At 69.0% G+C, this 19,826-nt stretch carries 17 protein-coding genes and 1 rRNA gene; 16 read left to right on the top strand and 2 right to left on the bottom strand.

The annotated features are described in order from the left end of the window. Window positions 1-200: 200 nt before the first annotated feature. The 3 genes from rrf to AB0F51_RS33780 all read left to right on the top strand — a co-directional run bounded on the left by rrf (window position 201) and on the right by AB0F51_RS33780 (window position 2,684). Window positions 201-318, top strand: a 5S ribosomal RNA gene (rrf, locus tag AB0F51_RS33790). A gap of 864 nt (window positions 319-1,182) precedes the next feature. Beyond that, entirely contained in the window at window positions 1,183-1,854 is a 672-nt protein-coding gene (locus AB0F51_RS33785; protein ID WP_360286523.1) for a hypothetical protein, read from the top strand. Beyond that, window positions 1,851-2,684: a hypothetical protein gene (locus AB0F51_RS33780; protein ID WP_360286520.1), complete on the top strand. Its 834-nt coding sequence runs from the start codon at window positions 1,851-1,853 to the stop codon at window positions 2,682-2,684. The genes AB0F51_RS33785 and AB0F51_RS33780 overlap by 4 nt, the downstream gene beginning before the upstream one ends. A 177-nt stretch (window positions 2,685-2,861) precedes the next feature. On the opposite strand, the gene AB0F51_RS33775 is transcribed toward AB0F51_RS33780, so the two are convergent. Continuing rightward, window positions 2,862-4,037 (bottom strand): DUF1015 domain-containing protein, encoded by a 1,176-nt coding sequence (locus AB0F51_RS33775; protein ID WP_360286517.1) that lies wholly within the window; start codon window positions 4,035-4,037, stop codon window positions 2,862-2,864. Window positions 4,038-4,061: 24 nt separating this feature from the next. On the opposite strand from AB0F51_RS33775, the gene AB0F51_RS33770 reads away from it, so the two are divergent. The 13 genes from AB0F51_RS33770 to AB0F51_RS33710 all read left to right on the top strand — a co-directional run bounded on the left by AB0F51_RS33770 (window position 4,062) and on the right by AB0F51_RS33710 (window position 18,594). Then, window positions 4,062-5,174 (top strand): HAD-IIA family hydrolase, encoded by a 1,113-nt coding sequence (locus AB0F51_RS33770; RefSeq protein ID WP_360286514.1) that lies wholly within the window; start codon window positions 4,062-4,064, stop codon window positions 5,172-5,174. Between the two features lie 109 nt (window positions 5,175-5,283). Further along, entirely contained in the window at window positions 5,284-5,868 is a 585-nt protein-coding gene (locus tag AB0F51_RS33765) for a phasin family protein (protein WP_360286511.1), read from the top strand. A gap of 1 nt (window position 5,869) precedes the next feature. After that, window positions 5,870-6,763, top strand: a complete 894-nt coding sequence (locus AB0F51_RS33760) for a hypothetical protein (RefSeq protein WP_360286508.1) — start codon at window positions 5,870-5,872, stop codon at window positions 6,761-6,763. Window positions 6,764-6,779: 16 nt separating this feature from the next. Beyond that, window positions 6,780-7,595 (top strand): TlyA family RNA methyltransferase, encoded by an 816-nt coding sequence (locus AB0F51_RS33755; protein ID WP_360286505.1) that lies wholly within the window; start codon window positions 6,780-6,782, stop codon window positions 7,593-7,595. A 33-nt stretch (window positions 7,596-7,628) separates the two neighbouring features. Continuing rightward, entirely contained in the window at window positions 7,629-8,588 is a 960-nt protein-coding gene (locus tag AB0F51_RS33750; protein WP_360286502.1) for an NAD kinase, read from the top strand. 166 nt (window positions 8,589-8,754) lie between these two features. After that, window positions 8,755-10,482 (top strand): DNA repair protein RecN, encoded by a 1,728-nt coding sequence (gene recN, locus AB0F51_RS33745; protein ID WP_360286499.1) that lies wholly within the window; start codon window positions 8,755-8,757, stop codon window positions 10,480-10,482. Between the two features lie 99 nt (window positions 10,483-10,581). Next, complete coding sequence (gene steA, locus AB0F51_RS33740; protein WP_360286496.1) at window positions 10,582-11,763, top strand: putative cytokinetic ring protein SteA; 1,182 nt, start codon at window positions 10,582-10,584, stop codon at window positions 11,761-11,763. Further along, window positions 11,760-12,704, top strand: coding sequence for a copper transporter (locus tag AB0F51_RS33735; RefSeq protein WP_360286493.1), 945 nt, complete (start codon window positions 11,760-11,762; stop codon window positions 12,702-12,704). Before steA ends, AB0F51_RS33735 begins: the two co-directional genes overlap by 4 nt. A gap of 1 nt (window position 12,705) precedes the next feature. Then, window positions 12,706-13,518: a hypothetical protein gene (locus tag AB0F51_RS33730; protein ID WP_360286490.1), complete on the top strand. Its 813-nt coding sequence runs from the start codon at window positions 12,706-12,708 to the stop codon at window positions 13,516-13,518. Next, the gene (locus AB0F51_RS33725; protein WP_360286487.1) at window positions 13,497-15,119 is read left to right on the top strand and encodes a lipid II flippase MurJ; all 1,623 of its coding nucleotides are present in this window, start codon (window positions 13,497-13,499) and stop codon (window positions 15,117-15,119) included. The genes AB0F51_RS33730 and AB0F51_RS33725 overlap by 22 nt, the downstream gene beginning before the upstream one ends. After that, window positions 15,116-16,141 carry a glycosyltransferase family 4 protein gene (locus tag AB0F51_RS33720; RefSeq protein ID WP_360286484.1) on the top strand — a complete coding sequence of 342 codons (1,026 nt, stop codon included), beginning with the start codon at window positions 15,116-15,118 and terminating at the stop codon, window positions 16,139-16,141. The genes AB0F51_RS33725 and AB0F51_RS33720 overlap by 4 nt, the downstream gene beginning before the upstream one ends. 21 nt (window positions 16,142-16,162) lie before the next feature. Then, a complete protein-coding gene (locus AB0F51_RS33715; RefSeq protein ID WP_360286481.1) occupies window positions 16,163-17,947 on the top strand; it encodes a CTP synthase in 1,785 nt (594 codons plus the stop codon). Further along, window positions 17,944-18,594, top strand: coding sequence for an NUDIX hydrolase (locus tag AB0F51_RS33710; protein ID WP_360286478.1), 651 nt, complete (start codon window positions 17,944-17,946; stop codon window positions 18,592-18,594). Before AB0F51_RS33715 ends, AB0F51_RS33710 begins: the two co-directional genes overlap by 4 nt. A 732-nt stretch (window positions 18,595-19,326) precedes the next feature. Here the strand turns inward: AB0F51_RS33710 and AB0F51_RS33705 are convergent. After that, window positions 19,327-19,821 carry a GyrI-like domain-containing protein gene (locus AB0F51_RS33705; protein ID WP_360286475.1) on the bottom strand — a complete coding sequence of 165 codons (495 nt, stop codon included), beginning with the start codon at window positions 19,819-19,821 and terminating at the stop codon, window positions 19,327-19,329. Window positions 19,822-19,826: the final 5 nt, after the last annotated feature.

Below are 19,826 nucleotides of genomic sequence, written 5' to 3'. Positions count from 1 at the left end.
TAGGCCAGAAGTGGAAGCGCCGCAAGGTGTGGAGCTGACTGGTACTAATAGGCCGAGGGCTTGTCTCAACACCAAACACTGTTTGGGACAACAAATACTTGCTGCAAGACACTACGCGTCCACTATACGGTTCCCGGAATACGGTCAACCCCCAGCCAGAGAAGTGGCTTGTGTGTGGTTGGTTGATATTTCTATAGAGTTACGGTGACCATAGCGTCGGGGAAACACCCAGTCTCCATTCCGAACCTGGAAGTTAAGCCCTTCAGCGCCGATGGTACTGCGACCGGGAGGTCGTGGGAGAGTAGGACGTCGCCGGACATTCACACTGTTAAGGGCCACCCACACCGGGTGGCCCTTAATGTTTGTGCCTGTATTTTTGTCTGAGCGCCGTTCTTCACCTCGTACGACCGATAGGAGTCACCGTGGCTACGCCACCTCGCAACCCCCGCTCTGGCCCGGGCGATCGCTCTGGCCGTGGTTCGTCCGGCGGTTCGGGTCGTGCCGGCGGCGGTGGACGCTCCGGGAACACCGGCGGACCCCGCTCCGGCGGCCCGAGCTCCGGTGCCCCTCGTGGCAGCTCGTCCGGAGGTCCGCGTGGAGGGAGTTCCTCTGGAGCTCCCCGCGGCGGGTCTACTGGCGCTCCCCGGGGTGGATCTTCTGGTGGTCCCCGTGGAGGTAGCTCCTCTGGTGGACCGCGTGGTGGCTCTGGCGGTTCCTCGGGTGGCTCTTGGAGCTCGTCCGGTGGCGGCCGTGGTGGCGCTCCGCGTACCGGTGGTACTGGTGGCGGCCCTCGTACGGGTGGCAGTGGCCCTCGTGCGGGTGGTGGCGCTGGCAAGTCGGGTTACTCGCGGGACGATCGCTCGGCTCCGCGTCGGGATGACCGGTCGGCTCCGCGTCGGGACGACAAGCCGGCGGCCAAGCGGAACACGCGCTGGGACGACAAGAACGAGCCCGGTCGCGACCCGTTCCGCGGTCAGCTGCCGAGCCGCGGCGACGACCGCGCTCCGCGTCGCGATGACCGCGGTGGGTACAGCCGGGACGAGCGCAGTGCGCCGCGTCGCGATGACCGTGGTGGTTACAACCGCGATGACCGTTCTTCTCTAGGCTCCGACGGCCGCTCCGCCCCCCGTGGCGACGACCGCAGCGCCCCGCGCCGCGAGGACCGTGGCGGTTACAACCGCGATGACCGCAGCGCTCCGCGCCGCGACGACCGCGGTGGTTACAACCGGGACGACCGGAGTGCGCCGCGCCGCGATGACCGTGCGCCGCAGCGGGATGACCGCGGTGGGTACAGCCGCGATGAGCGCAGTGCGCCGCGTCGCGATGATCGTGGTGGGTATGACCGGGGTGCGCCGCAGCGGGACGACCGCGGTGGGTACAACCGGGATGAGCGCAGTGCGCCTAGGCGTGATGACCGTGGTGCCGCGCCGCGGCGTGATGATCGTGGGGCTGCTCCGCGTCGGGATGACCGGGGTGCTGGGGCTCGGCGGGATGATCGTGGGGCTCCTCGGACCGGGTATCAGGGTGGGGCGCGGTCTGGGCCTCCTCGGGATGGCCGGCCCACCGGGTTCAAGGGTGGCGAGCGGACTGGGCCGCGGAGTGATGACCGGACCGGTTCTGTGCCGCGGCGGGACGATCGGACCGGGTACCAGGGTCCTGCTTCTCGAGGTGACGACCGTGGACCGCGTCGTGATGACCGGTCCGGGCCCAGGCGCGAGGAGCGCGGCGGCCGGCGGGACGATCGCGAGCGCGGTGGTCGTGGGACCGGGCGTGACGAGGAGAGGGTCGGTCCGCGCAAGGACGACCCGGTCATTCCGGCCGGCATCACCGGTGCGGAGCTCGACCGTGGGGTGAAGGCTGAGCTGCGGTCGTTGCCGCGCACTCTCGCCGACCTGGTCGCTCAGCACCTGGTCGCATCCGGGCAACTGCTGGACTCCGACCCCGAGCTCGCCTACCAGCACGCCAAGACGGCGCGACGTCTCGCGGCGCGGCTGGGCGGAGTACGGGAGGCGGTGGCTGTCACGGCTTATCTGTCGGAGCACTATGACGAGGCGTTGACGGAGTTCCGTGCGGTACGGCGGATGACGGGCAACCACGAAGTGCTGCCGGCGATGGCTGACTGCGAGCGTGCGCTCGGCCGGCCGGAGAAGGCGCTGGCGCTGTCGCGGGAGAAGCAGGTCGTCGGGCTCGAAGAGGGTTCGCAGATCGAGATGCTGATCGTGGCGGCCGGGGCCCGGCGCGACATGGGGCAGACGGCGGCGGCGATCCAGACGCTCGAGGTGCCGGAACTGACCAAGCGGACTCGCGCTGAGTGGTTGCCGCGGCTGCGCTACGCGTACGCCGACGCACTGGCCGAGGCGGGCCGGATCGAGGAGGCGCTGATCTGGTTCCACCGGGCAGCCGGCGCCGACGCCGACGGCTCGACCGGCGCCGCTGAGCGCGCTGCCGAACTAGAAGGCCTCCAGTTCACCGACCTGGACGACGAAGAAGAGTTCATCGTCGTCGACGAGGCAACCCTCGACCTCGCCTCCGAAGACGACGAGGCTGACCTCGACTCCGAGGACGACGGAGCTGAGGACGACTCCGACGACGAGGCTGAGGACGACAACACCGCTGACACCGAGTCCGACGCCAAGGCGGACGACCACGGCGACGTCGAGGGTGACGAGCAAGACGGCAAGTGAACGGACTGAGCTGGCTGGGCGCAGGATGCTGCGGTAGCTGAGCGCGGATAAACAAGTGGCCCGGGTGGGGAGTGGAGGAATCCGCTGCCCACCCGGGCCGCTTGTCATTCCGAGGGCCGTCGGGCTGCGTGGTCCGCTGCGCCGGCCTCCGCCGGGCCGGGTTGGGTGTCTGGTGGGCTAGGTGAGCATGCGGAAGAGGAGGCCTACTCGGGGTTTGGGGCCGAAGGAGGTGGCTTTTTGGGGGAGTACTGTGCCTTGGGCGGCTGAGCGGAGTACCTGGTGCATTCGGGGGGCTACTAGCTCTACGGCGGCCTGGTGGGGGCTGGCTAGGGCTACTGCGTCGCTTAGGGCGTGGTGGAAGGTGATCTCGTCTGCGGGGACTCCCCAGGCTGGGAGTAGCTCCCGGTGCAGTAGGGCGACTGTGGGAGTCACCTGGCCCTCTGTGGACTGCAGCGTCACCCAGGAGGTGCCGTCAGTGATGGCTATGCGGTCAGGGACGCCTTCTATCCGTCCGGGGAGCACTTGCCAGCCAGGCGGCGTACGGGACAGCACCACGTCGATGGTGAGGCCGGGGACGACGCGGTGGATCGGGTCGAGGGTCAGCGGATGGCGATCGTTGTCGACCAGCATCGCGAGGCCGACTTCCGTGCCGTCGCGATCGGGTTCGCGCCGGTTGCGTTCCAGGTACGCCGCGTACCGGTGGTGGCCGTCGGCGATCAGCGCCTCGTGGGTGGCGAGCTCGTCGGAGATCTTGGCCAGGACGACCGGGTCGTCGATCCGCCAGATCTGGTGGTGGGCGCCGTTCTCGGTATCGGCGACCAGCCACGGTTCACCCGAGCGGGCCTCGTCCACGGCATCGCTGACGAAATTGCGCTCCCGGCTGCCACCGGCGTACGCGAGCAGGATCGGCTCCAGGTCGGCGTCCGTCGCCTCCATCAGTTCCAGCCGGTCGTCGACCCAGTGCGGCATCACGTCCTCGTGCGGCAACACCACTTTGCGGGCTGGATCGAGCACCAGCGAACCGACCAGGCCGCACAGTACGGCGCCCTGCAACCGCTGCTCGTACACGTAGAGAGCAGGCTTACGGTCCTGGATCACCACCCCTTCGCGTTGCCAGGTCGACAGCCTGCGCGCGGGCTCGTCGTACCGGCCGGGACCCAGCTCGGGATCGCGTGGAAGGATGAGCCTCACCATGTTGTGGAGATCAGAATCAGTCAGCCGCCGGACGATGGCGGGTTCCAGTACGTCGTACGGCGGCGACGTCACCGCGCCGAGCGTCCGCACCTTGCCCGCGACGAACCGCCAGGCCTGCAGCGGCTCGAGCCGCAAGACGGTTGCGGACGCTTCTGACATGGGCGGCATCGTACGGGGGGAAGCATGACCAGAACACAGGAATCGCCCGCTCCACTGTCCGCTTGTGACGAACCGCTCGCCGGCCGGTACGACGTGGCGCTGCTCGATCTGGACGGCGTCGTGTACGTCGGGCCGGATCCCGTGCCGGACGCGCCGGACAATCTGCGCAAAGCAGCCAAAGAGGGCATGCGGATCGGCTACATCACCAACAACGCCAGCCGGCCCGCCTCGGTGGTCGCCGAGCACCTGGCGTCGTTCGGGCTGGACGTGATCGGCGAGGACGTCGTCACGTCCGCACAGGCGGCGGCCAAGTTGATCGCGAAGGAGTTCCCGAAGGGTTCGCCGGTGCTCGTGGTCGGTGGCGAAGGGCTGATCGCGGCGCTCGAGGAGTACGAGCTGCGGCCGGTCCGGAGCAGCGACGCGAACCCGGTGGCCGTCGTACAGGGCTTTCACCCGGATGTGAACTGGGTGATGCTTGCCGACGGCGCGCACGCGATCAACGAGGGCGCCAAGTGGTACGCGACGAACCTCGACCTGACCATCCCGACCGCGGGCGGCAAGGCACCGGGGAACGGGACGCTGGTGCAGGCGATTCGAGCGGCTGTCGAGGTGGATCCGGTGGTGGCGGGCAAGCCTGAGCCGCCGCTGCTGGAGACGAGCATCGAGCGGCTGAAGGCCGAGCGGCCGTTGATGATCGGGGACCGGCTGGACTCCGACATCGCCGGCGCGCACGCGGTCGGGATCGCCAGCCTGTGGGTGGCGACCGGTGTCCACGATGCCCATGACCTCGCGGCGGCGCCGAAGAACGAGCGGCCGACGTACATCGGAGCCGGGCTGGGCGCGTTGCGGGAGAAGCACCCAGGCGTGAAGGTCGAGGGCGCGAAGCACAGTTGTCAGGGCTGGACGGCGTCGGTGGTCGACGGCGCGGTGGCCGTGACCGGCGAGGGCGAACCGTACGACGGGTTGCGGGCGATCCTGTCGGCGACCTGGGCGGCGGTGGACGCTCCGCCCAAGCCGGTGGCGAAGAGCACCGCCAAGAGCGCTTCGCGTGGACGGCGGCCGTTGCCGAAGCCCGCGCCGGAGCCGGGGTCGATCAAGATCGACGAGGCGCTGCACCGGGTCGGGCTGAGCAACTAGCCCGGAAAGCATGGGTGGACTGGTAATACGGGCGCAGCGCGATACCGTGGCTGGCAACCGGGCCTGACCGCTGCGGTGGGCGGGACAGAATCGAGCACGGAGGTTTGTCATGGTGATGGATGCACTGCGTGGCTACGTACAGCTGGCGAGCGGGCTGACCGAGGTGACGAAGCAGCGGGCCCAGCAGGCCGCGAAGGCGTTGTTGCAGCAGACCGGCGCCGACGCGCTGACGTCCGGGGTGACCACCAAGGTGAGCGACCTGGCCGAGGAGATCGTTGCCACCAGCAAGAGCAACCGCCAGCTGCTGCAGGCGATCGTGGCGAACGAGGTCGAGGGCGCGGTGGCGCGGCTGGGCTTCGTCCGGTCCGAGGAGGTCGGGGCGTTGAGCCGGCGCGTGGACGGGCTCGAGCGCGAGCTGGCCGATGCCCGGGACGCCCTGGCGGCCGCGACTGCCGCTGCGGCCAACGCGGCCACTGCTGCCGGCTCTGCGCCGGTTGCGGCTGCGGCGCCGACCGGGGATGCGCCGGCGGGTGACGCGCTGCTGGAAGGCGCGCCGGGGAAGCAGGCTGCGAAGAAGGCTGTGAAGACGCCGCCGGTCAAGAAGGCGGCCGCGAAGAAGACTATTGCGAAGAGCGCGGCGCAGAAGTCCGTGGCGAAGAAGACGGCCAAGAAGGCCCCGGCGAAGAAGGCGTGACGTGACCGACTACCCCGGCGAGCAGTTCCCCCCGGCAGTCGACCCCGACGTCGAGCCGGGCTACGAGCCCGAGCCCGACGAACAGTCCCAGCCCGACTACGACTCCGAGCCCGAACCGGAGTCGCAGTACCGCCCGACCAACTGGGTCAACCCGACGCTGCAAGGTCGCCCGCACACGGACCCGCTGTTGGCGGGCTTCACCGTCTACGGCGACCCGACCCCGGAACCAGCCGAAGACACCGAACAAGCCTTCGAGGCCTCCCTCGAAACCCACTCCTACGTAGACGACGGCCCCGAAGACTGGCCGGACAGCACACCAACAGAAGAGCCTCCGGCAGCCGCCGCAGATGCAGCTGACAAGTCTGACGAGGACCTGTCAGCTTGGGGCTCCGACGCGGGTGCGTTTGCCGACGATGCCGTCGAGCCGCCGGTGATTGCTGCCGAGGCAGCAGTTGACACTGCGGTTGCAGCGGAGGCTACGGACGAGTCTGCCGCGCCTTCGGCGCCTGCTGGGGGTGAGGCTTCGTCTCGTGCGGTGCCTACGCCTGGGCAGGCGTTTGGGCGAGTGCCGGGGCCTGGTCAGGTGTTTCCGCGGGTGGGTGGGGAGCAGGGTGCGCCTCGGCCTGCTGCTCCTGCTTCGTCGGCGGCCGTGCCGCCTGCGGCTGCTCCTGCCGCTCCGCGTCCGGCTGCTCCTGTGTCGGCTCCTGCGGCGGCTGCTGTAGAGCCGGAGGTTGATGAGGGTGGGGTGCATCCGTTGGTTGAGGAGACTATGGGGCGGTTGGAGGAATTGCGGGAGCGGCCGGTGGGGGAGCATGCGGAGGTTTTTGCGGAGCTGCATGAGCGGTTGCAGAGTGCTTTGGTGGAGGCGGACGCCGAGCATGGCGACCGGGGTTGAATGACCGCGGGGGACCATGGCTAAAGGGGTGAAGCGGTCCCGGCTGGATGCTGAGCTGGTACGCCGAGGGCTGGCCAGGTCGCGGGACCACGCCAGTGAGCTGGTGCTGGCCGGCAAGGTGAAGGTCGCTGGGACGGTGGCGACGAAGCCGGCGACGGGAGTCGGCGCGGATGCGGCGATCCTGGTCGACACGTCCGAGACCGACGATCCGGGGTACGCGTCGCGCGGTGCGCACAAGCTCATCGGCGCGCTCGAGGCGTTCAGCGAAGTACAGGTGAAAGGTCGGCGGTGTCTTGACGCGGGTGCGTCGACCGGCGGCTTCACCGACGTACTGCTCAGGAACGGCGCGGAGAGCGTCATCGCCGTCGACGTCGGCTACGGCCAGCTCGTCTGGGCGCTGCAGACCGACGAGCGGGTGACCGTGATGGACCGGACCAACGTCCGCACGCTCACCCTCGACGCGATCGGTGGCGAGCCCGTCGACCTGGTCGTCAGCGACCTCAGCTTCATCTCGCTCACGCTGGTGATGCCCGCGCTGCTCGGCGTGGTGAAGCCCGACGGCGAGCTGATGCTGATGGTGAAGCCGCAGTTCGAGGTCGGCAAGGAGCGGCTCGGCAAGGGTGGCGTCGTCCGCGACCCGGTACTGCGCGCCGACGCCGTCCGTGGCGTGGCCCGGAAAGCGGCCGAGCTGGGCTGGGGAGTGGCGGGCGTGGCGGCCAGTCCGCTGCCGGGTCCGTCAGGAAATGTCGAATACTTCCTGTGGATACGGCGTACGGCGCCTCCGCTCGATGAGACGATGCTCCGGACCGCCATCGAGAGCGGCCCGCAGTGAGCGGTACCGATGTGACTGAAGGGCAGGTCCCCCGTGGTTGACCCGGCGTCCGAGCCACGGCGCGTGCTGCTGGTGACGCACACCGGCCGCGACCTGGCCGTCGAGGTGGCGCGCGAGGCACACCGGCTGCTGGCCGACGCCGGCCTGGTGATCCGGCTGCTCGCGATCGAGGCCGAGGCGATGAAGCTCGACCCGGTCGAGATCGTCGACGACCCGGACAAGGCCGCCCAGGACGTCGAGCTGATCATCGTGCTCGGCGGTGACGGGTCGATCCTGCGCGGCGCCGAACTGGCCCGCCCGCACGGTACGCCGGTGCTGGGGGTGAACCTCGGCCATGTCGGGTTCCTCGCCGAGGCCGAGCGGGACGACCTGGAGCGGATCGTCGACGTGGTGGTCGAGCGCAGCTACACGGTCGAGGAGCGGATGACGCTCGCGGTCGACGTGTGGCACGAGGACGAGCTGATCTTCGACACCTGGGCGCTGAACGAGGCCAGTGTGGAGAAGGCGGCCCGGGAGAAGATGCTCGAGGTGATGGTCGAGGTGGACGGCCGGCCGCTGTCCCGCTGGGGCTGTGACGGAGTGGTGGTCGCGACGCCGACCGGCAGTACGGCGTACGCGTTCTCGGCCGGTGGACCGATCGTCTGGCCGGAGGTCGAGGCGATCCTGATGGTCCCGCTCAGCGCGCACGCGTTGTTCTCGCGGCCGATCGTGGTGGCGCCGACGTCGCAGTTGTCGATCGAACTGATCGCCGCCTGGCACGGCCGCGGGGTGCTGTGGTGTGACGGACGGCGGATGGTCGAGGTGCCGCCGGGAGCGCGGATCCAGGTCCGGCGCGGCAAGACGCCGGTCCGGCTGGCGAGGGCGCACGAGGCGTCCTTCACCGACCGGCTGGTGGCGAAGTTCGACCTACCGGTGCTCGGCTGGCGCGGCCGCGCCGCGCGGGACCGCAACCCAGACGCAGAGCGCGACAGCAGTTCACAAGAGGAGATTTAGTGTCCCGTCAGCGATGTAGCTCGACGCTATCGGCGCCCAGGCACGCACCTCACGGCGCTTGCCCAGCGCCCACGATGCTCCGCATCGAGGCCACTGCTCAAACACCGCGATGCACGCACCTGGGCACCGCTATCGTTCGACCTACATCACTGACGGGACACTAGCCATGCTCTCGGAGATCCGCATCACCGGACTGGGCGTGATCGAGGACGCCACGCTGGAGCTCGATCCGGGCTTCACCGCGGTCACCGGCGAGACCGGGGCCGGCAAGACGATGGTCGTGACCGGAGTGAACATGCTGCTCGGCGGTCGCGCCGACAGCGGCCTGGTCCGGCACGGTGTTCGGCGGGCCCGGGTCGAAGGGCGGGCGAGCGGAGTACCGCGGTCGATCGTGCAGCAGGCCGAGGATCGTGGCGGTGAGCTGGACGACGACGAGTTGCTGATCGCGCGTGAGCTGTCGTCGGAGGGCCGGTCGCGAGCCTTCCTGGGTGGCGCGTCCGTACCGGTGTCCGTGCTGGCCGAGGTGTCCGGTGATCTGGTCGCGATTCACGGTCAGGCCGACCAGTGGCGGTTGCTGCAGCCGGCCCGGCAGCGCGAGACGCTCGACACCTTTGCGGGCAAGCCGGTTCTGGTTCCGCTGGGCGAGTACGCGACGGCGTACAAGCGGCATCGGGAGATCGAGGCCGAGCTGACCGAGTTGACCACCCGCGAGCGCGACCGGTTGGCCGAAGCGGATCTGTTGCGGTTCGGGTTGCAGGAGATCGCCAAGGCGGAGCCCTTGCCTGGTGAGGATGTGGAGCTCGCTGCCGAGGAGGAGCGGCTCGCGTACGCGGACGGCCTCCGTACTGCGGCCACCACCGCCGCCGACGCGCTCGCCTCGGAAGACCTGGAGTCGACGCGGCCCAGCGACGTACTGGGTCTGCTCTCGCTGGCCAAGCAGGCGCTGGATGCGGAGCGTGAGCACGACGCGAAGCTGGCCGAACTGGCCGATCGCGCGAGTGAGCTCGGTTATCTCGCGGCTGACCTGGCCGGCGAGCTTTCGTCGTACGCCGCGGATGTGGACACCGACCCGGCCCGGCTGGCCGTCGTGAGTGAGCGGCGTGCGCTGCTGACCGCGCTGGTCCGCAAGCACGGTGCCGAAGAGGGCACGGTCGACGAGGTACTGGAGTGGGCGAAGCGCTCAGCGGCACGGCTGGCCGAGCTGGAAGGCAGCGACGAGCGGGTCGAGCAACTCAACGCCGAGCTGACGGAGCTGCGGGCCCAGCTGAAGGATCTCGGAGACCAGGTCAGTACTGCGCGCCGCGAGGCGGCGGCCCGGCTGGGCGTGGCCGTGTCGGAGGAGCTGAGCGGGCTGGCGATGCCGCACGCGACGTTGACCGTGGAGATCCACGAGACCGCGCCGGGGCCGTTCGGGGCGGACGAGATCGAGTTCTGCTTCGCGGCGAACCCGGGCAGTCCGGCGCGGCCGTTGCAGAAGGCCGCTTCGGGCGGTGAACTGTCGCGGGTGATGCTGGCGCTCGAGGTGATCCTGTCCGACACGCATCCGGTGCCGACGCTGGTGTTCGACGAGATCGACGCCGGGATCGGCGGGCGGGCCGCGGTCGAGGTCGGCAAGCGGCTGGCGCGGCTGGCGGAGAAGGCGCAGGTGATCGTGGTGACGCACCTGCCGCAGGTGGCCGCGTTCGCGGACCGTCACGCGGTGGTGCTGAAGAGTGATGACGGCTCGGTGACCACCAGCGGACTGGTCGCGCTGGACGACGACGCCCGGCTGAAGGAACTGTCCCGGATGATGGCGGGTCTGGAGAACTCCGACGCCGCGCAGGCCCATGCGGAAGAGCTTCTCGCCCTCGCCGCCCAGCGGCATGTGAAGACAAAGAAGAAGAAAAAGCAGTGAGCTGAAGCCTGGTTCAAAAGGATGATTTGACGGGCTGTGACCGGGGTGGCCGCCGAAAAGGCGGGTGGAAGGCTCTTGACATGGCAGGATGAGTAAGCGATGAAACTGCCCAGCCTGCGGAGAGCACGCCCAACTGAACTGCCCGGGATCGCCGGGGTGGTCCGGCTCGACCGGCGTACCAAGAATCTCACCAAGCGGCTCAAGCCGGGGGAGATCGCGGTCATCGACCACGTCGACCTGGACCGGGTCAGCGCCGAGGCGCTGGTGGACTGCCGGATCGCCGCGGTCGTCAACGTGGCCGACTCGATCAGCGGCCGCTACCCGAACCTGGGGCCCGAGATCCTCGTCGAGGCGGGTATCCCGCTGGTCGACGGAGTCGGCCGCGAGGTCTTCTCGGTCCTGCACGAAGGCGAGCGGGTCCGCCTGCACGACGGCGTCCTGTACCGCGGTGAGGAAGTCGTCGCCAAGGGTCTCGTCCAGGACAGCCAGACCGTCGCGCAGTTGATGGACGACGCCCGCGCGGGCCTGTCGACCCAGCTCGAGGCGTTCACCGCGAACACCCTGGAATACTTGCGCCAGGAGCGCGACCTGCTGCTGGACGGCGTCGGCGTACCGGCTGTGCACACGGCGATGGACGGCAAGCACGTGCTGATCGTCGTCCGTGGCTACGACTACCGCGAGGACCTGGTGGCCCTGCGGCCGTACATCCGCGAGTACCGGCCGGTCCTGATCGGTGTCGACGGCGGGGCGGATGCCCTGGTGGAGAACGGCTACGTGCCCGACCTGATCGTCGGCGACATGGACTCGGTCAAGGACGAGACGCTCAAGTGCGGGGCCGAGGTGGTCGTGCACGCCTACCGCAACGGACACGCGCCAGGGTCCGAGCGGCTGGAGCGGCTCGGCGTCGACTCGATCGAGTTCCCGGCCACCGGGACCAGCGAGGACGTCGCGATGCTGCTGGCCGATTCCAAGGGTGCCTCGCTGATCGTCGCGGTCGGCACCCACAACTCGCTGGTGGAGTTCCTCGACAAGGGGCGCTCCGGGATGGCGAGCACCTTCATCACCCGGCTCCGCGTGGGTGCGAAGCTGGTGGACGCCAAGGGCGTCGGCCGGCTGTACCGCAGCCGGGTGTCGTCCTTCCAGGTGGCCGCGCTGATCGCGGCCGGCCTGTTCGCGCTCGGGGTGGCGATGGTCGCCATCGGCGCCGACGACGTGCTCTGGTCGATCCTGCGGGCGCGCTGGAACGACTTCGTCTACTGGATCCGGGAGCTGTTCACGTGATCGACTTTCGCTACCACATCGTCTCCATCGTGGCGATCTTCTTCGCCCTCGGCGCCGGTGTGGTGCTGGGTGCCGGACCGCTGAAGGGCACCGCCAGCGACGTGGTCCAGGCGCAGGCCAACAAGGACCGGGACACCGTCGAGCAACAGCGGGAGCAGTTGCTGCAGGCCAAGGCGCTGGACAAGTACCGCGACGACTACGTCGCGAAGGTGACCGCGGGCCTGACCGACGGAAAGCTGACGAACAAGCGCATCGCGCTGGTGATGATGCCGGGTGCCGCCGGGGACATGGCGGACTCCATCCAGGAGTCGATCGAGCAGGCCGGCGGCCAGGTCATCACCCGGGTCGCGCTGGACAGCAAGCTGTTCGATCCGGGCCAGCGCCAGCTGGTCGAGCCGCTGGTCAACGACCTCGTCACCAGTGACATCAGCTTCCCCGCCGACAGCAACACCTACCAGCGGGCCGGGATGATCCTGGCGCGCGGGGTCGCGGCCCGCGAGGAGGCCAAGCCGGTCGACGCGGAGGCGTCCAAGATCATCAGCGGGCTGGCCAGCGCCAAGCTGATCTCGCTGAAGACGCCGAAGGACCGGGCCAGCCTGGTCGTCGTGGTCGCGGCCAAGCCGCCGACGCCGGCGCCGGACAACGCGTCGTACAACGACGCGGTGGACTTCACCGAAGGTCTCGATGCGGGCAGCGCGGGCGTGGTGGTCGCCGGGATGCCGGAATCGGCGCAGAACGGTGGCCTGCTGAAGGCGCTGCGCGGTGACTCCGACGCGACCAAGGCGCTGTCCTCGGTCGATGTCGCGAACATCCCGAGCGGCCAGATGACGGTGGTGTTCGCGCTGGTCGAGCAGGCGAGTGGCAAGGCCGGCCAGTACGGCGGAGTGGACGCGAAGAACGGCGTCGCGCCGTCGGCCGACATGGTGAAGGGCAACAACTGAGATGGGTCTGCTGGGTGCGGTGATCGGCGCTGCCGCGACGGCTGGTCTGGAGCGCGCGGCCACGAAGCTGCCGAAGGAGAAGCGCGCGCCGTTCGAACGGACCAACCACCGGGGCGAGACGGTCACGTTGCTGGAAGGTCCGGTCGCGGTGCTCGGTGCGCTGGCCGGGGTTGCAGCCTCGCGCGCGGACGGACGGGTCAAGGCGGCCGCGTTGCTGGCGGGCTCGGTGGCGGGTGCTGTCGGCGCCTATGACGATCTCGCGGGAGCGACCGAAACCAAGGGGTTTCGCGGTCATCTGACCGCGTTGCGGCGCGGTGAGGTGACGAGCGGGGCGGTGAAGATCCTCGGCGTCGGTGCTGCAGGCCTGGCGGCGGCTGCTTTGTTGCCGCGTCGCTCCAAGGGTTTTGGTGCCGCTGCCGAGATTGTTGCCGACGGCGCCTTGATCGCCAGTACTGCGAATCTCGCCAATCTGCTGGATCTTCGGCCTGGTCGGGCATTGAAGGGCATCACCGCGGTGAGTGGTCCGGTTGCATTGGTTGCCGGTGGCCCGGCGGCTGCTGTGGTTGGCGCTGCTGCCGCTGCTGCGCCGTCGGATCTGGGTGAGCGTTCGATGCTGGGTGACTGCGGAGCCAACGGACTCGGCGCGATCACCGGTACTGCGCTGGCGTCCTCGCTGCCGCGACCGTTGAAGGTGCTGGCCCTGGGCGCTGTCGTTGCGCTCAACCTGGCCAGCGAGAAGGTCAGCTTCACCAAGGTGATCGCCAACACCCCGGTGCTCGACAAGATCGACCAGTGGGGCCGACGACCCCGGTGAGCACGGGCGGGCGGATCGCTCGGGCCGCGTTGCTGGTTGCTGGGGTGACCGTGTTGGCGCGGGTGGTTGGGTTTGGGCGGTGGTTGGTCTTTTCGAAGACGGTGGGCGCCGGGTGTCTGGCTGATGCGTATGCGACGGCCAACCAGTTGCCGAATGTTGTCTTCGAGATCGTTGTCGGTGGGGCACTCGCCGGAGCGGTGATTCCGGTGCTGGCCGGGCCGGTGGCTCGGGGTGATCGGGCGGCACAAGGCCGGATCATCGGTGCGTTGCTCACCTGGTCTCTGGTGCTGCTGACGCCGTTCGCCTTGCTGGCTTGGCTTTTCGCCTCGCAGTACACCTCGGCGATGCTCGACGCGGGGCCGGAGTGCGGCGGTTCGGGAGGCACCGCGACGAGGATGTTGCTGATCTTCGTGCCGCAGGTCTTCGGCTACGCGATCACTGTGGTGGCGACGGCCGTGCTGCAGTCGCACAAGCGCTTTGCCGCCGGTGCTGTTGCTCCGCTGATCTCCAGCCTGGTTGTCGTCGCGACCTACTTCCTCTTCGCCGCTGCAGCTCCTACTGCGGACCAGGCGTCGCAGGGAGCGGCCGATCTGCTCGCCTGGGGTACGACTGCAGGCGTCTTCGCCCTAGCACTCACTGTCCTCGTCCCCATGCTCCTGCTGCGCCTGCCGATCAAGCCGACCCTTCGCCTAGACCCCGGTGTAGGCCCGGTACTACGGAGGCTCGCTGCCGCAGGCCTCGCAGTACTGGTAGCGCAGCAGGTGGCTTTCGTCGTCACCACCTACCTGGCCAACCACCGTGGCGCAGCAGGCAGCATTGCCGTCTACACGTGGGCCAACGCGATCTACCTGCTCCCGTACGCCGTACTGGCCGTGCCGATCACTACTGCGGTGTTCCCTCGACTGGCTGCGGCTTTCGAGTCTCGTGACCTGGCAGGGTTCGACCTGTTCGCATCTACCTCCACCCGCGCGGTGATGCTGGCCGGCGGCGCCGGTGCCGCTCTGCTGGTCGGTACTGCGATTCCGGTGGCCCGCATCTTTGCCTACAACGACGGCCGGGTGCAGGAGACGCAGGCCTCGTCGCTGGCGGCAGGACTGGTTGCCTTCGCCCCGGCGATCATCGCGTTCGGATTTTTGATGCATGTCGGCCGAGTGCTCTACGCCCGTCATGCCGGACGGCAGGTCGCTCTGGTGACGGGTGCAGCTTGGCTGGTCGTAGCTGTGGCCGGAGTACTGCTGACACTGCACTGGGACGGTCTGGATGCGGTAGGCGCTCTGGCGGCAGCCATGTCGGTTGGCATGGTCCTGGGAACAGTTGCGCTGCTTGTGGTCTTGCGACGAGTGGCAGGTCCTGGTGTGCTCAGTGGGCTGCCCCGCGCAACGCTGGCCGCGCTTGCGGGCGCAGTACTGGCTGGAGCTGCTGGGTGGCTGGTTGCTCTGCCGGCTGAGGGCGGTGGCTGGCCGAGTGCCCTGCTGTTCTCGGTACTGTCCGGCCTGACCGTCGTGATCGTGTACGCCGGGGTCGCGGTCGCGCTGGACCGTCCGGACGCTCGTGCGCTGCTGCGCCGGGGTGTCCCAACCGTTGTGGAGGAGACGTCATGAAGATCGGCCTGCTGCTGGCGGAGTCCCGAGGAGGGATCGGGCAGCACGTCGCTTCACTGGTGCCCCGCTACCTGGAGGCCGGCCACGAGGTCGTCGTCTGCGCTCCTCCCGGTACTGCGGAACACTTCGACTTCGGCGACGCCACTGTGGTCGTACAGGCGGCCGCACTCCGTGGCTGCGACGTGATCCATGCCCACGGCTACCGAGCCGGTACTACGGCTCTGCGGGACCGCTCGCGGCTGCGGCCACTCGTGGTCACGTGGCACAACGCAGTACTGACCACTGGGCCGCGGGGAGTCGTCATGCGGCTCGGCCAGCGGCTGGTGGCTCGCGGGGCCGACCTGACTCTAGGGGCGTCTAGTGACCTAGTGGAGCTCGCCCGGTCATTAGGTGCACGGAAGGCTCAGCTGGCGCCAGTAGCGGCTCCGGCGCTCCCAGAGGTCCGTACGCCGGCTGTTGCCGTCCGGGACGAGCTGGGGTTGGGGGACAAGCCCTTGGTGCTCTCAGTGGGCCGCCTGGCTCCGCAGAAGGACTACCCGACGCTGCTGTCGGTGGCGGCCGCAGTCTCTGCACAGGACCCGGATGTCGTCTTCGCCGTCGTCGGGGACGGCCCACTGCGGGACAACCTGCAGGCGCGGATCGACGCTGAGTCACTCCCGGTGCGGTTGCTGGGTCACCGGAGTGACGTGGCCGACCTCTTGGGTGCGGCTGACGTGTTCCTGCTCACCTCGCACTGGGAGGCGCGCGCTCTGGTGCTGCAGGAGGCGCTCCAGGCCGGCGTACCGGTCGTGGCGACGGGCGTGGGCGGCATACCGGAGTTGGTGGGCGACAGCGCAGTACTGGCTGCTCCTGGCGACGCGCCGGGGCTGGCGGCCGGAGTACGGGAAATTCTTTCTGACCCGGACAAAGCGGCCGCTATGCGGACAGCAGGCCTGAAGTTGGCCTCAGGATGGCCGGACGAGGACGAGGTGGCGAAGAATCTCCTCGACATCTACGCGGGTCTCGTCGCGACCACTGCTTGACAAGAGGTAGGCTAAAAGCCCGTGGACAGAGCTTCGTTCGGGCAGCAGACCAAGCACGTATTCGTCACCGGTGGCGTGGCATCCAGTCTCGGCAAGGGGCTGACAGCGTCAAGCCTCGGCAGTCTGCTGACGGCGCGGGGCATCCGGGTCACCATGCAGAAGCTGGATCCGTATCTCAACGTGGATCCCGGCACCATGAACCCGTTCCAGCACGGCGAGGTGTTCGTCACCAACGACGGCGCCGAGACCGACCTGGACATCGGGCACTACGAGCGGTTCCTCGACCGGGATCTCTCCCAGGTCGCCAACGTCACCACCGGCCAGGTCTACTCGTCGGTGATCGCGAAGGAACGCCGCGGCGAGTACCTGGGCGACACCGTCCAGGTGATCCCGCACATCACCAACGAGATCAAGGAACGGATGCTGGCGATGGCCGGCTCCGACGTGGACGTGGTGCTGCACGAGATCGGCGGCACCGTCGGCGACATCGAGTCGCTGCCGTTCCTCGAGGCCGCGCGTCAGGTCCGGCACGACGTCGGCCGCGACAACGTGTTCTTCCTGCACATCTCGCTGGTGCCCTACATGGGGCCCAGCGGGGAGCTGAAGACCAAGCCGACCCAGCACTCGGTCGCGGCGCTGCGCTCGATCGGTATCCAGCCCGACGCGATCGTTTGCCGCGCGGACCGGCCGATCCCGGACGGGGTGAAGCGCAAGATCTCGCTGATGTGCGACGTCGACGTCGAGGCCGTGGTGGCCGCGCCGGACGCGCCGAGCATCTACGACATCCCGAAGGTGCTGCACGGCGAAGGGCTGGACGCGTTCGTCGTCCGGCGGCTGAACCTGCCGTTCCGCGACGTCGACTGGACCCGCTGGGACGAGCTGCTCCGGGTCGTGCACCAGCCGGCCGACGAGGTCACGGTGGCGCTGGTCGGCAAGTACATCGACCTGCCGGACGCGTACCTGTCGGTCGCCGAGGCGTTGCGCGCGGGCGGGTTCGACAACGACGCGAAGGTCAACCTGCGCTGGATCGCCTCCGACGAGTGCGCCACGCCCGAGGCGGCCGCGCGGCTGCTCGGTGACGTCGACGCGATCTGCATCCCCGGCGGTTTCGGGGTCCGCGGTATCGAGGGCAAGATCGGCGCGATCCGGTACGCCCGCGAGACCGGTATCCCGATCCTCGGACTGTGCCTGGGCCTGCAGTGCATGGTGATCGAGGTCGCCCGCAACCTGGCCGGGCTGCTGGAGGCGAACTCCAGCGAGTTCGACGTGGACGCGGAGCAGCCGGTGGTCGCGACGATGGAGGAGCAGAAGCACATCGTCGACGGCACCGGTGACCTCGGCGGCACCATGCGGCTCGGCCTGTACCCGGCGAACCTGGCCGAAGGGTCGATCGTCCGCGGCCTGTACGGCGCTCCGTCGATCCAGGAGCGGCACCGGCACCGCTACGAGGTCAACAACGCCTACCGCGACAAGCTGGAGGCGGCCGGCCTGGTGTTCAGCGGCACGTCGCCGGACAACGAGCTGGTCGAGTTCATCGAGCTGGATCGCTCGCTGCACCCGTACTTCGTCGCCACCCAGGCGCACCCGGAGCTCCGCTCGCGGCCAACCAAGCCGCACCCGCTGTTCTCCGGACTGATCTCGGCCGCCCTGGTCCGTCAGCGCGAGTCGCGGCTGCCGGTCGGGGACGTCGCGGTTGCCACCGCCGCCACCGCTGCCGCCAAGCCGGCTGCCAAGCCCGCAGGCAAGGGGAAGGCCGCCGAGTCCCCGGCCGCCGAGTCCAAGGCCGAGACGGCGAAGGCACGATGAGCGACCACCCGGTACTCCGCTTCGGCGCCGGGCTGGCCGACTCCCCGGAGGCATGGGAGGTCTCGTCGTCGGAGGTCGTGCACACGACCGGCCGGGTGATCTCGGTACGCCGTGACCAGGTGGTGCCGCCCAATGGTGGCGACACCTTCGTACGGGACGTTGTGGTGCATCCGGGTGCCGTCGGGGTCGTGGCGCTCGACTCGGACAACCGGATGCTGCTGGTGCGCCAGTACCGCCACCCGATCGGCCACCGGTTGCTGGAGCCGCCTGCTGGACTGCTGGATGTGGCGGGGGAGGAGTACCGGCTCGGGGCGGAGCGAGAGCTCTGGGAGGAGGCGGCTACTAAGGCTGCCGACTGGCGGGTGCTGGTGGACGCGTTTACGTCGCCCGGGTTGACGAACGAGGCTGTACGGATCTTCCTGGCGCGAGATTTGTCGGAGGCGTCCGAGACGTACGACCGTCTCCACGAGGAAGCCGACATGGAGACCGTCTGGGCGCCGCTGGTTGACGTCGTTGGCGCAGTACTGGCGGGCGACCTTCACAATCCGATTCTGGTGATGGGTGCGCTTGCAGCCTGGGCAGCCCTCAACGGCCCCGGCTTCGAAAACCTCCGCCCCGCAGACGCCCCCTGGCCGGCCAAAGACTAACCCCCACGCAGCCTCCGTTGCCCGCTCCTACGTCGCGTGCACGTTCAGCTGCTCCCACCCACCCGAGGTTTGGCGCTCCTTCGTCGCGCGATGCGAAGGCGGGGCGCGCCGGCCACGCCGGGTGGGCTGAGCCTGTTGGTGTCCCCCGGCCGGCCGATGTCGGTGGTGACCACAGTGGTGGCTGGCCAAGGACGACCCCACGCGGCCTCCGACGCCCGCTCCTTCGTCGCGGGCACGTTCGGTCGCTCCCACCCACCCGGATTTGGCGCTCCTTCGTCGCGCGATGCAAAGGCGGTGCGCGCGGCCACGCCGGGCGACTGAACCCCGTTGTTGTCCATAGCGGGCCGGTGACGCGGGAGCGATCACCTCGGTGGTTGGCCGCAGCCGCTGCTGGGACCGGGCTGCTGCTGTGACCGGACCAGGGCCGCTGCCCTGACCGGGCCGCGGTCGCGGCTGGCCGTCCACTGGCGAGTGGCGACTGGCCGGCGGCTGACTCTCGATGACCGGGAGCGCGCTGCAGCAGGCTGCCGGTCGGTCAAGGCGATAGCGGCGGGGCGGGGCGCTGGTCGCGAGGCGCTCGCAGCGGGCGTGCGAGTCGTTCCCGATCGTGCTGGAGACTCTGCGCGAGGCGCTAGCTGGCGGCCGGGCAAGGCGCTGGGGGTGGGGGCGAGGCGTTCGCGGCGGGGCGGCGAGGCCGCACGAACTCGCTGGGGCGATGTGATGGCTTCGGGCTCAGGTGGTGAGGCGGATGTTCAGTTCGACTTCCCATTTGGTTTTGCGGGGTTCGGTGCGGGGGTCTGTGCGGAAGAGTTCGTAGCGGCAGGTGAAGTGGTCGCCTTCGGGGATGGTGTGGCGGTCGAAGGTGAGGTTTTGGGCTGCCGACCAGTCGATCAGGGTGCCGTTGGCGCGTAGGGAGTGGTTGCGGTAGGTGAGGGTGGCGTAGTGGCCGGCCGGGAGGGTGGCTGGTTGGACTCGGGCATCGCCGGCGAGGGGGGTCGGGGTGATTACGCCTACCTCTAAGTCCATGGGGCCGCTCATGTCGATGACGTGCAGGCGGAGGAAGAACGGGCCGGCGTCGTCCTCGCCCTGCTGCACCAGCCACGCGCTGAGTTCGTCGAGTAGTTCGTTTCGCTTGCTCAGCATGCCGCGGAAGGGTGTGACCACGCGGATGCCGACATAGTCCTGCTGCGGTCGTTCGACGACACGTGGCGGTTCCAGTAACTCCATCTGGT

Origin of the sequence: Kribbella sp. NPDC023855 (assembly GCF_040639475.1) — a bacterium.
Lineage (GTDB): Bacteria > Actinomycetota > Actinomycetes > Propionibacteriales > Kribbellaceae > Kribbella.
This window is presented reverse-complemented; position numbering and strand designations above follow the sequence as displayed.